The organism is Martinezella sp. CNPSo 3959, assembly GCF_057784355.1.
In genome coordinates this window covers 205,971-223,047 of record NZ_JBXSOV010000008.1, presented here as the reverse complement: position 1 = coordinate 223,047, position 17,077 = coordinate 205,971, and the positions used below count along the sequence as shown (strand labels likewise).

19 protein-coding genes are annotated in these 17,077 nt (G+C 60.2%); 10 read left to right on the top strand and 9 right to left on the bottom strand.

What is annotated here, in order from left to right:
• Positions 1 to 15: 15 nt before the first annotated feature.
• Entirely contained in the window at positions 16 to 786 is a 771-nt protein-coding gene (locus AC13RE_RS18770) for an isocitrate lyase/PEP mutase family protein (protein ID WP_132715707.1), read from the bottom strand.
• 216 nt (positions 787 to 1,002) lie between these two features.
• Here AC13RE_RS18770 and AC13RE_RS18765 point away from each other — a divergent pair, with 216 nt between their 5' ends.
• Together AC13RE_RS18765 and AC13RE_RS18760 are read left to right on the top strand one after the other, a co-directional pair.
• Positions 1,003 to 1,707 carry a pyrimidine 5'-nucleotidase gene (locus AC13RE_RS18765; RefSeq protein ID WP_132715706.1) on the top strand — a complete coding sequence of 235 codons (705 nt, stop codon included), beginning with the start codon at positions 1,003 to 1,005 and terminating at the stop codon, positions 1,705 to 1,707.
• A 173-nt stretch (positions 1,708 to 1,880) separates the two neighbouring features.
• Positions 1,881 to 2,564 (top strand): EF-hand domain-containing protein, encoded by a 684-nt coding sequence (locus AC13RE_RS18760; RefSeq protein ID WP_488564034.1) that lies wholly within the window; start codon positions 1,881 to 1,883, stop codon positions 2,562 to 2,564.
• Between the two features lie 71 nt (positions 2,565 to 2,635).
• On the opposite strand, the gene AC13RE_RS18755 is transcribed toward AC13RE_RS18760, so the two are convergent.
• The gene (locus AC13RE_RS18755; protein WP_488564033.1) at positions 2,636 to 3,523 is read right to left on the bottom strand and encodes an LOG family protein; all 888 of its coding nucleotides are present in this window, start codon (positions 3,521 to 3,523) and stop codon (positions 2,636 to 2,638) included.
• 214 nt (positions 3,524 to 3,737) lie between these two features.
• Here AC13RE_RS18755 and dapD point away from each other — a divergent pair, with 214 nt between their 5' ends.
• The 3 genes from dapD (at position 3,738) to AC13RE_RS18740 (ending at position 6,533) form a co-directional block, all read left to right on the top strand.
• The gene (dapD, locus tag AC13RE_RS18750; RefSeq protein WP_488564032.1) at positions 3,738 to 4,595 is read left to right on the top strand and encodes a 2,3,4,5-tetrahydropyridine-2,6-dicarboxylate N-succinyltransferase; all 858 of its coding nucleotides are present in this window, start codon (positions 3,738 to 3,740) and stop codon (positions 4,593 to 4,595) included.
• A 158-nt stretch (positions 4,596 to 4,753) separates the two neighbouring features.
• Entirely contained in the window at positions 4,754 to 5,947 is a 1,194-nt protein-coding gene (gene dapE, locus AC13RE_RS18745) for a succinyl-diaminopimelate desuccinylase (RefSeq protein ID WP_132715702.1), read from the top strand.
• Positions 5,934 to 6,533 (top strand): hypothetical protein, encoded by a 600-nt coding sequence (locus AC13RE_RS18740; protein WP_488564031.1) that lies wholly within the window; start codon positions 5,934 to 5,936, stop codon positions 6,531 to 6,533. The genes dapE and AC13RE_RS18740 overlap by 14 nt, the downstream gene beginning before the upstream one ends.
• Positions 6,534 to 6,542: 9 nt before the next feature.
• On the opposite strand, the gene arsC is transcribed toward AC13RE_RS18740, so the two are convergent.
• The 6 genes from arsC to def form a co-directional block, all read right to left on the bottom strand.
• Complete coding sequence (gene arsC / locus AC13RE_RS18735; RefSeq protein ID WP_488564030.1) at positions 6,543 to 6,944, bottom strand: arsenate reductase (glutaredoxin); 402 nt, start codon at positions 6,942 to 6,944, stop codon at positions 6,543 to 6,545.
• On the bottom strand, positions 6,922 to 7,728 hold the full coding sequence (gene truA / locus AC13RE_RS18730) for a tRNA pseudouridine(38-40) synthase TruA (protein WP_488564029.1): 807 nt from the start codon (positions 7,726 to 7,728) through the stop codon (positions 6,922 to 6,924). Before truA ends, arsC begins: the two co-directional genes overlap by 23 nt.
• Positions 7,728 to 8,675, bottom strand: a complete 948-nt coding sequence (gene fmt, locus AC13RE_RS18725; protein ID WP_488564028.1) for a methionyl-tRNA formyltransferase — start codon at positions 8,673 to 8,675, stop codon at positions 7,728 to 7,730. Before fmt ends, truA begins: the two co-directional genes overlap by 1 nt.
• A gap of 71 nt (positions 8,676 to 8,746) precedes the next feature.
• A complete protein-coding gene (locus tag AC13RE_RS18720; protein ID WP_488564027.1) occupies positions 8,747 to 9,166 on the bottom strand; it encodes a PIN domain-containing protein in 420 nt (139 codons plus the stop codon).
• 15 nt (positions 9,167 to 9,181) lie between these two features.
• Positions 9,182 to 9,442 (bottom strand): FitA-like ribbon-helix-helix domain-containing protein, encoded by a 261-nt coding sequence (locus AC13RE_RS18715; RefSeq protein WP_015338646.1) that lies wholly within the window; start codon positions 9,440 to 9,442, stop codon positions 9,182 to 9,184.
• Positions 9,443 to 9,505: 63 nt separating this feature from the next.
• The gene (gene def, locus AC13RE_RS18710) at positions 9,506 to 10,021 is read right to left on the bottom strand and encodes a peptide deformylase (RefSeq protein ID WP_488484221.1); all 516 of its coding nucleotides are present in this window, start codon (positions 10,019 to 10,021) and stop codon (positions 9,506 to 9,508) included.
• A gap of 186 nt (positions 10,022 to 10,207) precedes the next feature.
• On the opposite strand from def, the gene AC13RE_RS18705 reads away from it, so the two are divergent.
• From AC13RE_RS18705 to AC13RE_RS18695, 3 genes are all read left to right on the top strand, one after another.
• Positions 10,208 to 11,386 (top strand): DNA recombination protein RmuC, encoded by a 1,179-nt coding sequence (locus tag AC13RE_RS18705; RefSeq protein WP_488564026.1) that lies wholly within the window; start codon positions 10,208 to 10,210, stop codon positions 11,384 to 11,386.
• Positions 11,387 to 11,488: 102 nt separating this feature from the next.
• Entirely contained in the window at positions 11,489 to 12,388 is a 900-nt protein-coding gene (locus tag AC13RE_RS18700; RefSeq protein ID WP_488564025.1) for a ribokinase, read from the top strand.
• Positions 12,389 to 12,582: 194 nt separating this feature from the next.
• Positions 12,583 to 14,928: a methyl-accepting chemotaxis protein gene (locus AC13RE_RS18695; RefSeq protein WP_488564050.1), complete on the top strand. Its 2,346-nt coding sequence runs from the start codon at positions 12,583 to 12,585 to the stop codon at positions 14,926 to 14,928.
• 69 nt (positions 14,929 to 14,997) lie between these two features.
• Here the strand turns inward: AC13RE_RS18695 and AC13RE_RS18690 are convergent, their stop codons facing one another.
• A complete protein-coding gene (locus AC13RE_RS18690; protein ID WP_488564024.1) occupies positions 14,998 to 15,942 on the bottom strand; it encodes a nucleoside hydrolase in 945 nt (314 codons plus the stop codon).
• A 231-nt stretch (positions 15,943 to 16,173) separates the two neighbouring features.
• Here AC13RE_RS18690 and AC13RE_RS18685 point away from each other — a divergent pair, with 231 nt between their 5' ends.
• Positions 16,174 to 16,605 carry an Hsp20 family protein gene (locus tag AC13RE_RS18685; RefSeq protein ID WP_041677190.1) on the top strand — a complete coding sequence of 144 codons (432 nt, stop codon included), beginning with the start codon at positions 16,174 to 16,176 and terminating at the stop codon, positions 16,603 to 16,605.
• 158 nt (positions 16,606 to 16,763) lie between these two features.
• The gene (locus AC13RE_RS18680; protein ID WP_015338639.1) at positions 16,764 to 17,021 is read left to right on the top strand and encodes a BQ00720 family protein; all 258 of its coding nucleotides are present in this window, start codon (positions 16,764 to 16,766) and stop codon (positions 17,019 to 17,021) included.
• Positions 17,022 to 17,077: the final 56 nt, after the last annotated feature.

Sequence of the window (17,077 nt, the reverse complement as noted above, 5' to 3'; positions counted from 1 at the left end):
GCGCTGGCTGTTCCGTCAGGACGGCCGATAGATCGCTTCGGCCTCGCTTTTCAGCATTCCCATGACCGAGCGGTAGGGAGCCGGCCCATAGCTGATGCGGCTGACGCCAAGCTTTGCCATGGTCTCATTGTCCGGGGTCGTCGGGCGCACCATGATGTTAACCGGCAGTGGCGAACGTTCGCAAAGGGCGCCAATCAGATCCGGTTCGACCAGGCCCGGTGCAAAGAAGCCGCTGGCGCCGGCCTCGGCAAAAGCATCGGCGCGCTGAAAGGCGTCATCCAGCAGGAGCTGATGATGCGCCGTATCGCTTTCCTGCAGGAAAAGATCGGTGCGGGCGTTTATGAACAAGGGTATTTCCCGGCGATCAGCCATTTCACGGATGGCGCGGATGCGTGCCGCCTGCGTTTCGATAGGATGAACACCCTGACCGCCGATCACCTGATCTTCGAAATTGATGCCGATGGCGCCGTGATCCATGATCTTTTCGACATTGGCGGCGACCTCCTCGGGTTCGATGGCATAGCCGCCCTCGAAATCGACCGACAGCGGCAACGGGCTCGTCACCGAAATCAGCCTGGCGGTCACCGCCAGCAGCGATAGCGGAATTGCCTGTCCGTCTCCGAAACCGTTGGCGGCGGCGACCGACCAGCTACCCGTTGCTAGCGCCTTGGCGCCGGCCTCCGTGACAGCCTTGGCAGAGCCGGCATCCCAAATATTGAAAAGGATCAGCGGCTCGCCCTTCTTGTGCAGCCGCGCAAATTCCAGCGCCTTTTCCACTTGACCCATCGCATCCCCTCCGAAAAGCCCAATCGGGCGATTTCCCCTCCGCGACCATAAAGAGCGTAAGCTCTCCCTCACATGGCAAATAGCGTAAAACCCCGGAAATCAATAGTAAAATCATAGCCGGCATTGAATCGCACGGCAATCTCTCCTATGGCCGGGGATGCAGCAGCATGAATATTTTCCTTCCCCCGTGCCGACCGTGCGTGCCATAAGACGGGCATGAACCAGACAAAAACGCTATCCGAACCTTCAGATTTTGCCGGCATCCGCGATTGGGTGTTCGATCTCGACAACACGCTTTATCCGCATCATGTCGATCTCTTCGCGCAGATCGACAAGAACATGACGGCTTACGTCTCGACACTGCTGCAGATGGAGCGTGAAGACGCCCGCAAGCTGCAGAAGCAATATTATCTCGAGCACGGCACGACCCTGCAGGGATTGATGATCCATCATGGCATCGACCCCAACGATTTCCTGGAAAAGGCGCATGCGATCGACTATTCGGCGCTGACGCCGCAGCCGGAGCTCGCCGCCGCCATCAAGGCGTTGCCGGGACGCAAGTTCATCTTCACCAACGGCAGCGTCAAACACGCCCAGGCGACGGCCGGCGCACTCGGCATTCTCGACGGCTTCGACGACATTTTCGATATCGTCGCTGCCGACTACGTGCCGAAGCCTGCCGGCAGCACCTATGACAAGTTCATGAGCCTCCATCGCGTCGATACGAAGAAGGCGGTCATGTTCGAGGACCTGCCGCGCAATCTCACCGTGCCCAAGGCGCTCGGCATGAAGACCGTGCTTCTCGTACCGCAAAATCTCGAGACGACGATCGTCGAATGGTGGGAACGAACGACCGGCGAAGATGACCACATCGACTACGTGACGGACGACCTCACCGCTTTCCTGAAGGCGCTGGTTTAACTGTTCATTTGAGCACTTCCAGGAAAAGTGCGCAGCGGTTTTCCGTTCGGAATGCGGAAACACACGCCCAAGGCGGGGTTACGAAAGTTTCATGCGCCTTACAGAGGTTTAATTGGCCGTTTTTGACCGCCAACCGTATCGTTTGCCCATTCCTCGACACGAAAGGAAAAGCGATGAACGGGAAAAAACTTCTTCTGGCCGGACTTTCCGCTACCCTGCTTCTCGGCGGTGCCGCACAGGTGGCGCTCGCCGCTTCGCATGATAGCGACCGTGGGGACAGACATCATCATCACGGCCGCTGGCACAGACCGCATATTTCGCCCGAAGTCCTTTACGTGCGCATGCTGAAGGAATTCGGCAATCCCGGTGACACGAAGCTCACCAAGGATGAGGTCAAGGCAGGCGTCGACAAGATCTTCGACCAGATCGACGTCAACCACGACGGCGAAATCACCCCCGGCGAATATCGCGCCTACCGCCAGGAGCAGATGAAGCAGTGGCGGACCGAACACGCCAAGGCCGATGGCGATCAGGCTCAAAATGGCCAGGCGCAAGGCGGCGACCAGGCACAAAGCAATCAGGCCCAGGGTAATCAGGCGCAGGGCAACCAGGCGCCGGCCGACCAGGCTCAAAACGACAATGACAACGACAAGGGCGGCGAAGGCCCTCGCCATCACGGACCACATGGCCGCTTCATGCATGAAGCGATGATCTTCCGCTTTGCCGATACCGATCAAAGCGGACAGATCAGCAAGAAGGAGGCCGAAGACGCCATGAACAAGCTCTTCGACCGGCTGGACCGCAACCACGATGGCGTTGTCAACCTTGACGACATGCCGGGCCGCCCGCTGCTCTAAGCTGATCGCTCCGGCAACAAACCCATGAACAAAAGCCCGCCCTCGCCCAAGCGATGGCGGGCTTTCGGTATTCAGTGACCGTTATCGTGGTTGCCGTTATCGTGCTCGTAGAAATCGGCAACGATCTTCCAGGCTTCGTCGGCGGTATCGACAAAGTTGATGAGGTTCACATCGTCGGGCGCAATGGTGCCGAACTCGGCCAGCGCCTCGAAATTGATGATGTTGCGCCAGAATTTTTCGCCGAAGAGAACAAGCGGCAGGCGCTCCATGCGGCCGGTCTGAATGAGCGTCAGGCATTCGAACAGCTCGTCGAGCGTGCCGAAGCCGCCGGGGAACACCGCGATCGCCTTGGCGCGCACCATGAAGTGCATCTTGCGGATCGCGAAATAATGAAAATTGAAGCTGAGCTCCGGTGTCACATAGGCATTCGGCGCCTGCTCATGCGGCAGGACGATATTGAGGCCGATCGAGGGAGCCCCTTCTTCCGCCGCGCCGCGATTGCCCGCTTCCATCACGCCGGGACCGCCGCCGGTGACAACGACATATTCATGGAAGTCAAAACCGGCGGAATACCGCGAGCAAAGCCGGGCGAACTTGCGCGCCTCCTCGTAATAGACCGATGCCGCTTCGAGATTGGCGCGCTGCACCTCGTTGCGGGCGGCCCAGGCATTGGTGCCGGGGGCAGGAATGCGCGCGCCACCGAACATAACGACGGTCGATTTGATGCCGCGCTCGGTGAGCGACATTTCGGTCTTCAGCAGTTCCAGCTGCAGGCGGATGGGGCGTAACTCCTCACGGCACAGGAAATCTTCGTCCGCATAGGCAAGCCGGTAGGACGGCGACATCGACTGCGGCGTGCGCGGCACGGATTCGGCTCGTTGCTTGTCCGCCGAGCTCGTCTTCAACGGGTCCCAAACCCCATCCTTGCGCCTCAGCCTGCCGTTCTTCCCCTTGCTCATCTATTCATGCCTTTCAAATCGATCATGACCGCCGTTTCCGTCCGCGAACGGAAATAGCCAAGCTCTTGCATATGCCCCTACAACGCCTTGAATCCAAGCTCAATCGGCGCGGAAAAGACATTCCATTTTCGGCATCCATGCTATAGGACCAATCGACCGCTTCCGGACCTTTATCCGGAAATCACGATAGGCCCCGACGTTGTAAGGAATTCCCATGAGCGCTACCGACCTCGCCTCCCTCGAAAAGTCCATCGAGGCTGCCTTCGACAATCGCGACAATGTGAACACGTCGACGCGCGGCGAAGTCCGCGATGCCGTCGAAACGGCGCTCAATCTCCTTGACAGCGGCAAGGTTCGCGTGGCCGAACGTGGTGCTGATGGCAATTGGACCGTCAACCAGTGGCTCAAGAAAGCGGTTCTGCTCTCCTTCCGCCTGAACGATATGAAGATCGTCGAAGGCGGCTCCGGCGGCGCCACCTGGTGGGACAAGGTTCCCTCGAAGTTCGAAGGGTGGGGTGAGAACCGCTTCCGCGAAGCCGGCTTCCGTGCCGTGCCGAACGCCGTCGTGCGTCATTCCGCCTATATCGCCCCCAACGCCATCCTGATGCCGTCCTTCGTCAATCTCGGCGCCTATGTCGGCGAAGGTACCATGGTCGACACCTGGGCGACCGTCGGCTCCTGCGCCCAGATCGGCAAGCATGTACATCTTTCCGGCGGCGTCGGCATCGGCGGCGTGCTGGAACCGATGCAGGCCGGCCCGACGATCATCGAAGACAATTGCTTCATCGGCGCCCGCTCCGAAGTCGTCGAAGGCTGCATCATTCGCGAAGGTTCCGTGCTCGGCATGGGCGTGTTCATCGGCAAGTCCACCAAGATCGTCGATCGCGCCACCGGCGAGATCACCTATGGTGAAGTTCCGCCCTACTCGGTCGTCGTCGCCGGCGCGCTGCCGAGCGGCAACAGCATGGCGAACGGCCAGCCAGCCCCGAGCCTTTATTGCGCCGTCATCGTCAAGCGCGTCGACGAAAAGACCCGCTCGAAGACCGGCATCAACGAACTGCTGCGCGACTGATTTCGCAAATTTCGGAAGCGCGGTTGCCATATCGCGCTTCCCTCATGCTTGCCGGGTGAGCATGCCTGTGCGATTGCTGGAATCGCGACAAAGATTTTCGAGTCGTCACCGATCCTTTGCCATCGCTTTGCCATTTCCCGCCGGATAAGTTGCCTCCGATGACCGTTACGAATCCAATCACGAACCTGCAGACCCTGATCCGCTGCGCTTCTGTCACGCCTGCCGAGGGCGGTGCGCTGACCGCGCTTGCCGATATGCTGGCACCGCTCGGCTTCAAGGTCGAGCGCATGACGGCGAGCGAGCCGGGAACGCCCGATATCGAAAACCTCTATGCGCGGCTCGGGACGGACGGACCGCATCTGATGTTTGCCGGCCATACGGATGTCGTGCCGGTCGGCGATGCCGCTTCCTGGAGCCATCTCCCCTTTGCCGCCGAGATCGCCGATGGCGAACTCTTTGGCCGTGGCGCGGTCGACATGAAGGGCGGTATTGCCTGCTTCGTGGCAGCGGTTGCGCGTCATATCGAGAAGCATGGCAAGCCCGCCGGCTCGATCTCCTTCCTGATTACCGGCGACGAAGAGGGGCCGGCGATCAACGGCACGGTCAAGCTGCTGCAATGGGCGGCCGAGCGCGGCGAGACATGGGATGCGTCGCTCGTTGGCGAACCGACCAACCCCGAGCGGCTCGGCGACATGATCAAGATCGGCCGCCGCGGTTCGATCTCCGGCTTCATCACCGTCCACGGCGTTCAGGGCCATGCCGCCTATCCGCATCTCGCCGACAATCCGGTGCGCAGTATCATCAAGCTGACGGAAGCGCTGCTCGACCCGCCCTTTGACGCCGGCACGGACAATTTCCAGCCGTCGAACCTCGAAGTGACGACGATCGACGTCGGCAATACCGCCACCAACGTCATACCCGCCAAGGCGACCGCTGCCTTCAACATCCGCTTCAACGACACCTGGACGGCCGATACGCTGAAGGCCGAAATCCTGGCGCGCCTGGATGCGGCAGCTGCCGACCAGACGCTGCGGCCCGGACGTCCGCCGACGAAATACGACATTGTCTGGTCGGAGCGTCCGAGCCAGGTCTTCCTGACGCGCAACAATGCGCTGATCGCTTCGCTCTCCTCCGCCATCGAAAACATCACCGGTCAAAGGCCGGCGCTGTCGACCACCGGCGGCACGTCGGATGCGCGCTTCATCAAGGACTATTGCCCTGTCGTGGAATTCGGGCTTGTCGGCCAGACCATGCATATGGTCGACGAGCGCGTGGCGCTCTCGGATCTCGAAACGCTGACCGAGATCTACCAGACCTTCATCCAGCGCTGGTTCGAGAATGCCGAGCTTTAAAGAAGTCCAGTATTACCTGTCCGGCCTGTGGCTGCTGATCCGGATGGATGCGCGCGGATTCCAGTATCTGGATATTTCAGACCGCGGCATGCTGCGCTCCTTCTGGGCGATTTTCTGGAGCCTTCCCTCGATCGGCATTTCCTGGCTGTGGTGGCAGCAGGCCTATCTGCGTGCCATGCCGCCGGAAACAGCGACCGGCCTCGCCTTTTTTCTGAGGCTGGCGCTGGTCGAGGCGGCGAATTGGCTGATCCCGCCCATTCTCGCAGGCGTGCTGCTTCTGGTCTTCCGCTTCGACGATAAGTTTACGCCGATCGTCGTTACCGTAAATTGGCTGTTCGTGCCGGCAAATTATTTGAACGCACTTCTCGTTGCGATGATTGTCTTTGTCCCGGCCTCAAAAGGGTTGGCAGCGCTTCTATCGTTGGTTCTCACCATGGCGACCATCTTTGCGCTGGCGCGCATTCTGAGGATGATCTGCGGCACGCATCCGCTCTTCATCGGCACGCTGACGCTGGTGCTGCTGATCCCGACCATGCTGCTGACGGATTTCCTGCAACGCTTCCTCGGCGTCTATCCTCCGGTCTGACGCCAGCGTCTAACGAACGACGACTTCACCGTCCTCCTTGGTGAACGGGCCAACGTCCGGGTTCGGCAGAATATCGAGCACGAGTTCCGACGGACGGCAGAGGCGTGCACCTTTGTCTGTCACGACGATCGGGCGGTTGATCAGGATCGGGTGCTCAATCATCCGGTCAAGCAGTTGATCCTCGGTAAGATCGGGATTGCCAAGGCCGAGTTCGTCATAGGGCGTTCCCTTCTGCCTGATAATATCGCGAGCCCTCAGGCCCATGGCGGATATGAGTCCCGCCAGCTGTTCCCGGCTGGGCGGGTTCTTCAGGTACTCGATGACAACGGGTTCCTCGCCAGATTGGCGGATCATCGCCAGCGTATTGCGCGACGTGCCGCAGGCTGGGTTATGATAGATCGTCACCGACATCGATATCCTCCCCTTCGCCGCCGGCCAAACCGGCGCCGTCACGATAATCCACCTGCATGAAATAGAGCCCATCCGGCGGGGCGACAGGACCGCAGGCCTTGCGATCCTTTGCCTCGAGCGCCGCGCGCACATCGTCGGGCGTCCACTTGCCCTCGCCCGCGAGCTTCAGCGTACCGGCAAAGGAACGGATCTGATTGTGCAAGAAGCTTTGCGCCGTGGCGCGGATCTCGATGAGCTCGCCGCTGCGGGTCACATCCAGCCGGTCGAGCGTGCGCACCGGGCTGTTTGCCTGGCAATGCGCCGAGCGAAAGGTGGTGAAATCATGCCGCCCCACAAGGGTCTGGGCCGCGGCATGCATGACCTCGTGATCTATATCCTTCGGCACCCACCAGGCACGTCCGGCTTCCAATGCAAGCGGCGCACGACGGGCGATAATGCGATAGAGATAGTGGCGACGGATGGCTGAAAAGCGCGCATCGAAGCTTTGGTCGACCTCGACGATATCGAGAATAGCAATACGGTTCCCGGCAAGCCTCAGATGGGCATTGAGCGCATTGCGCAGCGTATAGACCTTCCATTCCTTCGAGAGATCGGCATGCATGACCTGCCCCATGGCATGCACGCCGGAATCGGTGCGTCCCGCGCCGCGGATCGAAACGGTCTCGCCGGTCAAGGACAGGATGGCGCCTTCGATTGCGCCCTGCACGGAGGGGCCGTTTTCCTGACGCTGCCAGCCGACATAGGGAATGCCGTCATATTCGACGGTCATCTTGTAACGCGGCATCAGGCTTGCTCCGAGGCGAGCACGGTGCCCGGCGCGATCGGCGTGCCGCGCAGGAAATCGGCGGCCGCCAGCGGTTTGCCACCGGCCTTTTGCAGTTTGGTCAGTCTGACCGCGCCGGAAGCGCAGGCAATGACAAGATCATCCGTCAGAACGTGACCCGAGGCTCCGTTGCCCTCGGCCAATTCAGAGCCTAACACCTTGATACGCTCTGGCCTGCCGGCGATTTCGGCCTCGAACCAGGCGCCGGGAAAGGGCGACAGGCCACGGATATGATTATGGACATCGGCTGCCGGCCTGCCGAAATCGATACGGGTTTCACCCTTGTCGATCTTTGCGGCATAAAGAACGCCTTCGGGCGGCTGAGCGGTCAGCGATAGTTCATCATGCTCCAGCTTGTTCATCGCTTCGGCCATGGCCTTTGCGCCGACGAGCATAAGCCTGTCATGCAGTTCGCCCGCAGTCATGGTGTCGCCGATCTCGACTTCGCGTGTCAGCGCGACCGGACCGGTATCCAGCCCCTTGTCCATCTTCATCACCATCATGCCGGTTTTTTTGTCGCCGGCCATGATCGCTCGCTGGATGGGAGCGGCGCCGCGCCAGCGCGGCAGCAGCGAAGCATGACCGTTGTAGCAGCCGAGACGCGTGCCTGACAGAATCGCTTCCGGCAATAAGAGGCCGTAAGCTACGACGACAGCGACGTCGGCATCCAGATCGCGAAAACGCTGGCGTTCATCGGGATCCTTGAAATTGACGGGCGTGAAAACCGGCAGGCCCAGCAATTCGGCCGCCTGATGCACCGGCGATTTCTGCAGGTCGAGCCCTCGCCGCCCGCCGGGACGCGGTGGCTGCGTATAAACGGCACGAATCTTGTGGCCGGCATCGATTAGGGACCGCAATGTCGGCACGGAGAATTCGGGCGTTCCCATAAAGATGATGTTAAGCGACATGCGATCCATCCGGCTAAGATATCAGATTTAGAATGACCCAGCGGCCGCGGTACATGCCATCGAGTCCAATGCTAGCCGCCTTCAAACGGGTTTACGAGCTTGAGATCAAGCCCCTCGAAGTCTTTTGTATTGCGCGTCGCCAATGTCGCATCGCTCGCAAGGCAGATGGCGGCGATCATGGCATCCTTCGTTTCCATCCTTCGCCCAATCTTGTGGCGCTGAGCGGAGATTAATCCGTATTGATGGGCTGCGTTGCTCGAAAATCCCAGAACGCGGCCCGAAAACTCTGCCTCTATCGCATCCAGTTCCGCGACCAGTGCCGCCTTGCGCTTCCCGTCAGCCAGGAGTTCCAGTCCAAACCTAATCTCGCCGATGGTGATGGTGGTCAGAAAAACGGCCTCGACGGCGAAGCTATCCAGCCAGGATAATATGCGCTCGCTATGCAGCCGCCCTTGCAACTCCGATACGACATTTGTGTCCAGAACGATCATGCGCAGGCCAGAGCACTATTCGAAATGGGGCGGATCGCGATCCGGCGCATTCCGAAAAGCATTGATTGCCTCGATTTCCTCTTCGCTGAGCTTTTCTGCGCCAAGAATTGCTCTCAACCCCTCCCCCGCCGAGTTGCTCCCACCCTGCTGGCGTCCAAGCGATTGACGCAGTAGTTCGATCGCCTCATCCGAGAGGCTGCGGCCATGCCTGCTGGCATTGGCCTGCAACTGCTTCTTCAAGCTGTCGTCGATGCCGCGCAGCAACAGATCACTCATTCGCGCCTCCTATGATATCAATGATATCATAGGAGCTTGAAGCCGATCTTTCAATGTCTGGGATCAGAGAGCCTTGGACTTCGCGGCTTTGGTAAATTTCTTGATCACCATCTCCCGCTTCAAGCGCGAGATATAGTCGATGAAGAGCACGCCGTTCAGATGGTCGATCTCGTGCTGCACGCAGGTCGCAAGCAGGCCGTCGGCCTCGGTGAGCTGCTCCTTGCCGTTGCGGTCCAGATGCTTGACGGTGACGCGCGCCGGGCGCTCCACCTCTGCATAATAATCCGGAATGGAGAGGCAGCCTTCCTCATAGACCGAACGTTCATCCGAAGACGCGACGATCTCCGGATTGATGAAGACGAGTGGCGTTTTCTCTTCGCCCTCGCGCGCGACGTCGATGACGAGCATGCGGCGGGGAACGCCGATCTGGATCGCAGCAAGGCCAATGCCCGGCGCGTCATACATGGTTTCCAGCATGTCGTCGGCGAGGCGCTGAATTTCGGTATCGATCTGCTCGATGGGCTTGGAAGCCTGGCGGAGCAGCGGATCGGGCAAAATGATGAGTGGCTTGATCGTCATGACGTTTCCCATAACGCATCTTGTTGTGCGATGGAATCGCCAAGATGGCGGTGAGACAGTGTTTTTTCAACGAGGGCCATCTGGATCAGCGCAAATGATCCAGAAATTATGTTCACGTTTTGATCTGGATATTCGCGATGGTTTTGTTATGGTGCCCATAAGAACTTCATCAGCGCGCCAGGTTTCATGTCTTTCATCATCTTCGGCCAAGCCATTTCCACCGTCCAAGTTCTGACCGGCCTCGTCATCCTGCTTGCGATCGCAGTGATCGTCCTTTTCGTCCGCGGCAAGGCACGCGCGGAAGACGACGCGCTCGACGCCGAGCATACGATGGCGGCGCTGCTACGGTCGCAGGCGGAGATGCAGGGACGGCTCGCCACCATGGCCGAAGTCTTCGGCTCCAGACAGGCCGAGCTCAATCAAGCCATCGGCCAGCGCCTCGACGGCATGTCGCAGCGGGTGACGGCGACGATCGGCGAGCAGACGCGCTCGACCCATGAAAACCTGCGCCGCCTGCAGGAACGGCTCGCCGTCATCGATGCCGCCCAGACCAATATCCAGACGCTGGCGAAGGATGTGGTCGGCTTGCAGGCCATCCTTTCCAACAAGCAGACGCGTGGCGCCTTCGGCCAGGCACGCATGGAAACCATCATCGCCGATGGGCTGCCGATGGGCGCCTATGCATTCCAGGCGACGCTATCGAACGGCTCACGGCCTGACTGTACCGTTCGCATGCCGAACGGTTCGCCACCGCTTGTGATCGACGCGAAATTTCCGCTGGAAGCCTGGAATGCCATTCGCGCTGCTGCCAACCCCGAACACGGAAAGGTCGCCGCACAGCAGTTCCGCCGGGATCTGGAACTGCATATCCGCGATATCTCGGAAAAATATCTGATCCCCGGCGAGACGCAGGATACGGCCTTTCTCTTCGTGCCGTCCGAGTCGATCTTTGCAGAGATCCACGAGAATTTCGAGACGATCGTGCAGAAGGCCCAGCGCACGCGCATCGTCATCGTCTCACCCTCGCTGCTGATGTTGTCGATCCAGGTCATCCAAGCTGTCCTGAAGGATCAACGCATGCGCGAGCAGGCCCATGTGATCCAGAGCGAAGTGGCGCATCTGATGGATGACCTCTCGCGCCTCGATGAACGCGTGCGCAAGCTGCAGGGGCATTTCGCCATGGCGCAGAAGGATGTCGACATGATCGTCACCTCTGCCGACAAGCTGGCGAGGCGCGGCGAGCGGATAGAGGCGCTGGAATTCGAGGCAGCGAAAGAGCCTGCCAAGGCGCGCGCGGAAGAACGGCCCAAGCCTGTCGACAACCGCACAAGCCAACTCAAGCTCAGGGTAGTTGACGAAGACTGATCGCTTCGGCAGTGTCGCGCCCACTCGATGCATGATCCGAAAAGACAAAGGCAGCCTTCTGGGCAGGATCATGCAGGCGCAACACCCAGGGCAGGACATTGCATGATCACTATTTTCGGCTCCATCAATATGGACCTCATCGCCACCACGGATCGTTTGCCGAAGCCGGGCGAAACGGTTGCCGGCAACGGCTTTTCCACGGCCGCCGGCGGCAAGGGCGCCAACCAGGCGCTGGCCGCGCGCCGCGCCGGCGCAACGGTCCGCCTCAGCGGGGCGGTCGGCAATGATGCCTTCGCGGAGCCCGCTCTTGCCTTGCTCGATACGGCAGGGACCGATCTTTCCACCGTCCGGCGTGTATCCGAAGCGACGGGCACGGCTCTCATCCTTGTGGGGGGTGACGGCGAGAACATGATCGCCGTTGTGCCGGGCGCCAATGGTACGAACACCGCCGAACACGCAGAGGCCGCCGTTGCTGCTCTGAATGCCGGCGATACGCTGATGCTTCAGCTCGAAATTCCGGTCGCGGCCGTCGAGATGGCGCTGAACGCCGCGAAAGCAAAGAGTGTGCGCACCGTGCTCAATCTGGCGCCGCTGATCCCGGAAGCTGCCCGCCTCGGCCGCCTTGCCGATATCGTCATCGCAAACGAAACCGAATTCGAAAGACTGGCCGGCCAGGACAACATGTCGGCTTCCGAGCGCGAGGCAGCCCTGGTTCGCCTACATGGTGAAACCGGCCAGACGCTGATCGTCACGCTTGGCGGCGATGGTGTCATCGCCATTCGCGACGGCGAGCTCGCGCGCGCCAAGGGTCTCGTGATCGAGCCGGTCGACACCGTCGGCGCCGGCGATACCTTCTGCGGTTATTTTGCAGCCAGCCTCGATCAAAGCCTGGATTTCCATGCCAGCCTGCGTCGGGCTGCCGTCGCCGGTTCGCTCGCCTGCTTGAAGCCTGGCGCACAGCCGTCCATTCCGGTTGCCAGCGAAGTCGCCGAAAAGCTTTAAAGCTAAAATTCCCCACGCATCGGGAAGCGCAATTAATTAAATTTTTGCGCTTCCATATCATTCTCCTCTGGCCTGGCGCGTATAGCCTTCCGGTTGCGGCAGGAATCTTAACGGCGGCTCCATGACAGGGCCATCCTGCGCCGACCTTGCATTCGGATAATGTGTATCCGACGCATCGCTTTTTCGAGGAAATGATGTTCATCTTTCGCATGAAGTCGCTTGCGGCCAAGCTCATCTTGGTCACCGGGCTGGCGATCGCACTCGTTCTGCTGGTTTCCAATTTTCTGCTGATTTCCCAGACCCGCGATCGCGTCGAGACGCTGACAATGGATCAGGCGAATACCGAGGCCAAGTCCATTTCCAACGAGATCGCCGCAAATGTCGGCGAACTGGCGAGCGCCGCCCGCTCCATGGCCGCCATCATCGGCCGCGGCCACGAGGGTCATACCTTCGACCGCAAGGGCATGATCAATATCCTCAAGGCCAATGTCGAGCAGAATGCCTTTGCCTTCGGCAGCTGGTTCTGTGAGCAGCTCGGCGCGCTGGATGGCAAGACGACCGAACTTGCCAACAACAAGGATCAGGCCGTCAACGACAAGGGCGCCTTCACGCCCTATTGGTCGAAGACTAAGGATGGCGGCATCCAGTTCTCGACTTTCGACAATGATTACAGCGCCGCCTGGTGGAAGCTTGCCGCCGACAGCGGAAAGGGCGCGATCACGCCGCCCTATCTCGCTCAGGGCACCGACGTTCCGACGACCATGAGCTCGATCGCCTATCCCGTCATGTCGGGCGGCAAGCTGATCGGTGTCGCAGGGGTCGACATTTCTCTCGGCTCGCTTTCGACGAAGCTGCAGAAGATGCAGCCTTTCGGCACCGGCCGCGTGCTGCTGGTTTCCCAGGACAACAAGTGGCTGGTGGCACCGAGCGTCGACCTGCTGATGAAGGACTATAACGGTTCTGGCGCTGACGTCATCAAGGCGGCACTGACCACCTCTTCTTCAAGCGTCCTCAAGAACCTTTCTGAAAATGGCGGCGAAGCATTCGACCGCGTCGTCTACCCTTTCGCCGTTCCCGGCCTCAATGCCACCTGGGTCGTTCTCATCGACGTGCCGCATAGCGCCATTGCGGCGCCGGTACGCGATCAGACCTATATGATGATCGTTGCCGGCATTCTCGTGCTTGCCGCCGTCATGCTCGCCCTCTACGTCGCTGTGCGCGGTTTCGTGCAGAAGCCGCTCGCCGGCCTCGTCGCAAGCGTCAATCGCCTCAGCACCGGCAATTATGCCGAACCGGTCGCCGGTCAGGCAGGTGCAGACGAAGTTGGCTCGGTCGCCAAGGCACTGGAAGGCTTCCGTTTTGCGCTTGCCGACACTAAGCGCCTCGAAGGCGAAGCCAACGACCAGCGTCTGGCTGCCGAGGGCGAACGCCGCCGCTCGGAGAGCGAACGCAACGAGAGCGTCACCCTCCAGCGCCACATCGTCAGCATTCTCGGCAATAGCCTCGCCGAGCTCTCCAAGGGCAACCTCACACAGCGGATCACGGACGATTTCCCCGGCGAATATGCCCAGCTCAAGCAGGACTTCAATGCTGCGCTGGCGAGCCTTGAGGAGACGGTTCATACCGTCAATGTCAGCGTAGGCAATATCGGCAGCGGCACCGGCGAAATCAGCAACAGTGCCTCGGATCTCGCCCGCCGCACCGAACAGCAGGCGGCCAGCCTCGAAGAGACGGCGGCAGCCCTCAACGAGCTGACCGCGCAGGTCAATTCCAGCGCCGAAAACGCACGCACGGCGGCAAGCAGCGTAAACGCGGCGTCTCAGGATGCCGAGCATTCCGGCGAGATCGTGCAGAAGGCCATTTCCTCCATGCACGGCATCGAGCAATCGTCGCAGGAAGTGTCGCGCATCATCGGCGTTATCGACGAGATTGCTTTCCAGACCAATCTCCTGGCGCTCAACGCCGGCGTCGAAGCAGCCCGCGCGGGTGAAGCCGGCAAGGGCTTCGCCGTTGTCGCGCAGGAAGTGCGAGAGCTGGCACAGCGCTCGGCCAATGCCGCAAAGGAGATCAAGACTTTGATCAACGCCTCGGCCGGACAGGTCAAGGAAGGCGTCGATCTGGTCGGCCGCACGGGCGATGCCCTGCACAAGATCGCCCAGCAGGTCATGGAGATCAACGGCTTGATCCGTCAGATCTCCGCTTCCGCGAGCGAGCAGGCTATCGGCCTGAAGGAAATCAATTCTGCCATGAACCAGATGGATCAGGTAACCCAGCAGAATGCCGCGATGGTCGAGGAAACCACAGCCTCGAGCGTTGCCCTTGCCGAAGAAGCCCAGTCACTTCGGACACTCGTTGCGCGCTTCCGCACTGCACGTGCCATCCAGGAGAATGCCAGCGCGTTGCGGGCGACCGCTCAACAGATGCGGGCTCCGGCCGCGCCGCGGCGGGCAGCTCCTACCGCTGCATCACCGGCACGCAAGGCAATTCCACAGACGCAGGGCGCCAACGCACTCGCCCAGGACGACTGGGAAGAGTTCTGAGCCGACCCTGGACAGGTAAAAGGTACAAAAGGCCGCCGGATCGCTCCGGCGGCCTTTTTTATAAGTTAATCAGATGCGGGCGAAGCGCTCCGTCAACAGCGCGAAGAAGCCGTCGGCATCGACATCGCGCATGACCTTGGCGTTGCGCTTGCGGTCGGTGACGTGCCACCAGTCGACGACGGTCATGCCGACGGTCAGTTCCGACGTCACTTCGATTTCCACGTTGCATTCTCGGCCCTTGAAGAGCTCGGGCTTCAGAAGGTAGGCGATGACTGTGGGATCGTGCAGCGGACCGCCGTCCGAACCGTATTTCTCGATATCAAAACGCTCGAAGAACTGCAGCATTTCGACCATGGCCTTGGCTGGCGGCGTGCCGACGGCAGCAATGCGTTCGACGCGATCCTTGCGCGTCAGCAGCTTATGGGTAACGTCGAGCGGCATCATGACGATGGGAACGCCCGAACGGAACACCACGTCTGCCGCCTCCGGATCGACATAGATGTTGAACTCGGCGGCCGGCGTGATGTTGCCGCCCTCGAAAAAGCCGCCGCCCATCATCACGAGTTCGCGCACGCGGCCAACGATGTCAGGCGCCTTCTGGAACGCCATTGCGATATTGGTCAGCGGGCCGAGCGTGCAGAGGGTCACGGCGCCTTCCGGCTCCTTACGCAGCGTATCAATGATGAAATCGATGGCGTGGCCTGGCTGCAGTTCCATCGTCGGCTCGGAGAGTTCCGGACCGTCAAGGCCGGTCTTTCCGTGTACATGTTCGGCCGTGACCAGCTTGCGCTTGAGCGGCGCATCAGCGCCGGCAAACACCTTGACGTCGCGACGATCGCAGAGCTCGCAGACGATGCGGGCATTCCGGCTCGTCAACCGCAGCGGCACGTTGCCGGCGACGGTCGTGATGCCAAGCACATCGATCTCCTGACGGCTGCCGAAGGCAAGAAAGATCGCCGCGGCGTCATCCTGACCGGGGTCGGTATCGATGATGATTTTTCTAGGTTCGGTCATGTCTTCAACTTTCCTCCGGTACAGATCGACAGGCTTTGTCGCGGGTCCGGTCCGGCTTTGTCAAGCGCTCGCTCGCCATGTGACAAAACCATTTTTCACCACGGATTTCGATCTCGCAAATGCGAAGACCTCATGGCTTGCACTCGCAGGCGCGTACTCCCATATTAGGGACAACCGGGTGCTGAAGATCAGGTCCGGAACGGTCGCTTGACACCCAAGGACTTTGAGACGATGAGCCGGACGACTCCCTTTGCCAGCCCGCTGCTTCTGGGCTTCGACACTATGGAAAAGACGCTTGAGCGAATTTCCAAGGTCAGCGACGGTTACCCTCCCTACAATATCGAGCGGATGCGTGCGGATCGCCTGTCGGGCGAGCCGGAACGTCTGCGCATCACGCTGGCGGTCGCCGGCTTTTCCGAAGACGAGCTTGACGTCACCACGGAAGAGAACCAGCTGCTGATCCGCGGACGCCAGACGGAACAGGGCGAGCGAGACTATCTCTACCGGGGCATCGCGGCCCGGCAGTTCCAGCGTGTTTTTGTCCTTGCCGACGGCATGCAGGTGCTCGGCGCCACGTTGAAGAACGGTCTGCTCTCCGTCGATCTCATTCGGCCGGAACCGGACCGCGTGGTAAAGAAAATTAACATTTCGGTCTCACAGTAGGACAACGGCCTAGAGCCGGATGATTTCAGGCCGAATCAACCTGAAGTCCGAATCGGCTCTAGAATCAAAGAACTAGAGCACGACGTCGCCCGAAAGCCGCTCACACTTTTGGTCATCATGCTCTGGAGCCGTTGGTCCCTCATACTGGAGGTACGAGCATGTTGTTGAAAGAAGCCACCGCCCGCCTGACCCCATCCGAACTTGCCAATATCGGCACCGGCGAGGTCGCCTATATCAGAAAAATGGATTGGTCCGAAGTATCCCGCTGCTTCCCGGAAGCGCCGGATATCGATCCGGATGTCGATCTCTGGGCGCTTTTCGGCGCTGACGGCACCCCTATTCTGCTGACCGATAATCGATCCAGCACCTTCTATCGTGCTGCAGAAGACGAATTGAAGACGGTCAGCCTGCACTGACCATGAGCCTCGTCCGGCGGTGAAACACCGTCCGCAAGGACCTTATCGAGGCGGCG

Coding starts and splice junctions, on each gene's coding strand:
- AC13RE_RS18770 (WP_132715707.1), bottom strand. CDS start 786: ATGGGTCAAGTGGAAAAGGCGCTGGAATTTGCGCGGCTGCACAAGAAG.
- AC13RE_RS18765 (WP_132715706.1), top strand. CDS start 1,003: ATGAACCAGACAAAAACGCTATCCGAACCTTCAGATTTTGCCGGCATC.
- AC13RE_RS18760 (WP_488564034.1), top strand. CDS start 1,881: ATGAACGGGAAAAAACTTCTTCTGGCCGGACTTTCCGCTACCCTGCTT.
- AC13RE_RS18755 (WP_488564033.1), bottom strand. CDS start 3,523: ATGAGCAAGGGGAAGAACGGCAGGCTGAGGCGCAAGGATGGGGTTTGG.
- dapD (WP_488564032.1), top strand. CDS start 3,738: ATGAGCGCTACCGACCTCGCCTCCCTCGAAAAGTCCATCGAGGCTGCC.
- dapE (WP_132715702.1), top strand. CDS start 4,754: ATGACCGTTACGAATCCAATCACGAACCTGCAGACCCTGATCCGCTGC.
- AC13RE_RS18740 (WP_488564031.1), top strand. CDS start 5,934: ATGCCGAGCTTTAAAGAAGTCCAGTATTACCTGTCCGGCCTGTGGCTG.
- arsC (WP_488564030.1), bottom strand. CDS start 6,944: ATGTCGGTGACGATCTATCATAACCCAGCCTGCGGCACGTCGCGCAAT.
- truA (WP_488564029.1), bottom strand. CDS start 7,728: ATGCCGCGTTACAAGATGACCGTCGAATATGACGGCATTCCCTATGTC.
- fmt (WP_488564028.1), bottom strand. CDS start 8,675: ATGTCGCTTAACATCATCTTTATGGGAACGCCCGAATTCTCCGTGCCG.
- AC13RE_RS18720 (WP_488564027.1), bottom strand. CDS start 9,166: ATGATCGTTCTGGACACAAATGTCGTATCGGAGTTGCAAGGGCGGCTG.
- AC13RE_RS18715 (WP_015338646.1), bottom strand. CDS start 9,442: ATGAGTGATCTGTTGCTGCGCGGCATCGACGACAGCTTGAAGAAGCAG.
- def (WP_488484221.1), bottom strand. CDS start 10,021: ATGACGATCAAGCCACTCATCATTTTGCCCGATCCGCTGCTCCGCCAG.
- AC13RE_RS18705 (WP_488564026.1), top strand. CDS start 10,208: ATGTCTTTCATCATCTTCGGCCAAGCCATTTCCACCGTCCAAGTTCTG.
- AC13RE_RS18700 (WP_488564025.1), top strand. CDS start 11,489: ATGATCACTATTTTCGGCTCCATCAATATGGACCTCATCGCCACCACG.
- AC13RE_RS18695 (WP_488564050.1), top strand. CDS start 12,583: ATGTTCATCTTTCGCATGAAGTCGCTTGCGGCCAAGCTCATCTTGGTC.
- AC13RE_RS18690 (WP_488564024.1), bottom strand. CDS start 15,942: ATGACCGAACCTAGAAAAATCATCATCGATACCGACCCCGGTCAGGAT.
- AC13RE_RS18685 (WP_041677190.1), top strand. CDS start 16,174: ATGAGCCGGACGACTCCCTTTGCCAGCCCGCTGCTTCTGGGCTTCGAC.
- AC13RE_RS18680 (WP_015338639.1), top strand. CDS start 16,764: ATGTTGTTGAAAGAAGCCACCGCCCGCCTGACCCCATCCGAACTTGCC.